Source organism: Spirulina sp. 06S082, from assembly GCF_034932145.1.
Lineage (GTDB): Bacteria > Cyanobacteriota > Cyanobacteriia > Cyanobacteriales > Spirulinaceae > CCY15215.
In genome coordinates, this window is record NZ_JAYGHV010000367.1 from 1 (window position 1) to 2253 (window position 2253).

Genomic DNA, 2253 nt, shown 5'->3' on the forward strand with positions numbered 1-2253 from the left:
TCAGACCTGCACCGGACATCATGCCCATACCGGACATCATGCCCACTCCAGAAATGGTTTCTAGTCCTATACCGGACATCATGCCCACTCCAGACATGGTTTCTAGTCCCATACCCGACATCATGCCCACTCCAGACATGGTTTCTAGTCCCATACCCGACATACCGACACCGGACAGAGTGAGACCCGCGCCCGATATAGTGAGTCCTGCACCAGATATACCCGCGCCGGACATAGCTTGTCCTGCACCGGACATCATGCCCATACCGGACATGGTTTCTAGTCCCGTACCCGACATCATGCCCATACCGGACATGGTTTCCAATCCTATACCTGACACCATCCCGACACCAGACATCGTTTCTAGTCCTGCACCAGACATCCCGGCACCGGACATTTGCATTCCAGCGCCAGATTCTTGCATTCCCGAACCGGACATTCCCGCGCCGGACATTCCCGAACCGGACATTCCCGCGCCGGACATTCCCGAACCCGATGCCCACTTGCCAACTCCCGAAGGAAAGACATAGGAACTGACATTTTCTTCAGAAACTTGCTGCATCGAACCGAAGATGGAACCGGAAACCCGATCGCCTTGCCGTTGTTCGTAAAGCGATTCAACAACAGTAGCGCCATCGCCGCCGCTTAATTGCAGGACTTTTTTACCCGCGAGTTCTTGTTCCCAGGAAACTGTGGCGAATTGGTCTTCGATCCAGTCTGAAGGATAAATGGGGGGAACGCGAACGATCCCCGAACTTGCCAGGACTAACCAACGACCATCTACACAGCGATAGCCAATTTCCACGCAGTAATCGCGATCGCTGACGGGAATGGGAACATACCATTCTCGTGCCAGTTCATCGCAAGGATATTCCTGAACGCTGTGGGGGTTTTGGGTTTCTAGCTTAATGTTGGTAACATCGTAAATTCGTAATGCTAACTGTTGTCCCCCTTTGCGGCGCATTTCCTCTTTATGGCTGTTAGGAATATCCCAATAGGCATAACACCATTGCGGATCCCGGGGCATCAAAACAATAATACTCTCTCCGTAGCCGCCGGGGAGTTCGGCCAGTCCTTCGTCAACGGAGGCCAGTTTTACTTCTACGGGGGTTGCTTGACCGACTTGAAATTTTGAGGCTTCCACTTCTGGTTCTTCTTTTGGAGGGCTAATAGTAGGATGAGAGTTGATAGGATAGGCGGGAGTGCTGGGTTCGGGAAAAGTGACCGAGTATTCAGCAACTTCTCGAATCGCGGTCAGGAGTTGTACTTTCCGCATTCGACTATAACGAGAGATATTATATTTGCTGGCAACTTTGCGAAGTTGCCGCAATGTCATTTCTTCTAAAGGTAGGCGTTCGTTTGCCATTGTTTTTTTTTGAGGTACTAGCGACAGGTCGTTTAGGGTTTAAGTCCGTACCCGAAAATTGTTTCTTCGAGTCGGTTGCCAACAACCCCCCATCTCCCAAGGAGAGGTCGTTCCAGATACCAAATTTGGTATTTTTGGGTCAGACCTCTAGATTTTTTTTGGGATCGCGGTCTTGATGTGTATTCCTTTCTTCCTTTTAATTGCCCTTTGGGTAAGGAGAGAGTTTAGGGGATCGGGGTAACATCTCGATTGGGGATCGCTTTGTTAACTTCATGTAACAAAATTTATTGAGGTTCGGTCAAGGGCATCTGGAAAGGATTTTCAAACAGTTCACGAAGTTATAGGCGATCGCGGGATCGCCCTGTTATTGTTTCTTGACAAACCAGTGAATTACAGGGATTGGTCAGCCCCCTCATGGATTTTCAGTTGTGCGAATGCCCGATATAAGCTATCAGTGGACAGGGAGCAGCATTTCCTATTTTTCTAGGAGCGATCGATTTTGGGCATTGACCTACGCAGTTACGTCTTTCTTGATAATCTTCAATCTCAACACGCGGCTTATATTGGGACGGTGGCTTTGGGATTTTTACCGTTACCTGGGGATACGTCTTTATGGATTGAGATTTCCCCTGGCATTGAAATCAATCGCATTACGGATGTTGCACTTAAGTCAACATCGGTGCGTCCTGGGGTTCAGTTTGTGGAACGGTTATATGGTTTGCTGGAAATTCACTCTCCCCGTCAAGGGGAAACGAGAACGGCAGGAAAGGCGATTTTAGATGCCCTTGGAGTGACGGAAAGGGAACGCCTTAAGCCCCGAGTGGTTTCTAGTCAGATTATTCGTAATATCGACGCACATCAAGCGCAATTAATTAATCGGACTCCTC

The 2253-nt window shown here is 49.1% G+C and carries 1 protein-coding gene and 1 pseudogene; one reads left to right on the top strand and one right to left on the bottom strand.

Features of this window, described 5'->3' with window-relative positions:
• The coding region (locus tag VB714_RS21285) for a DUF4912 domain-containing protein (RefSeq protein WP_323226695.1) at positions 1-1366 on the bottom strand (1366 nt) is incomplete at its 3' end.
• A gap of 499 nt (positions 1367-1865) precedes the next feature.
• Between VB714_RS21285 and VB714_RS21290 the strand changes: the two are divergent.
• Positions 1866-2253, top strand: a pseudogene (locus tag VB714_RS21290) (hypothetical protein); the annotation flags it as partial.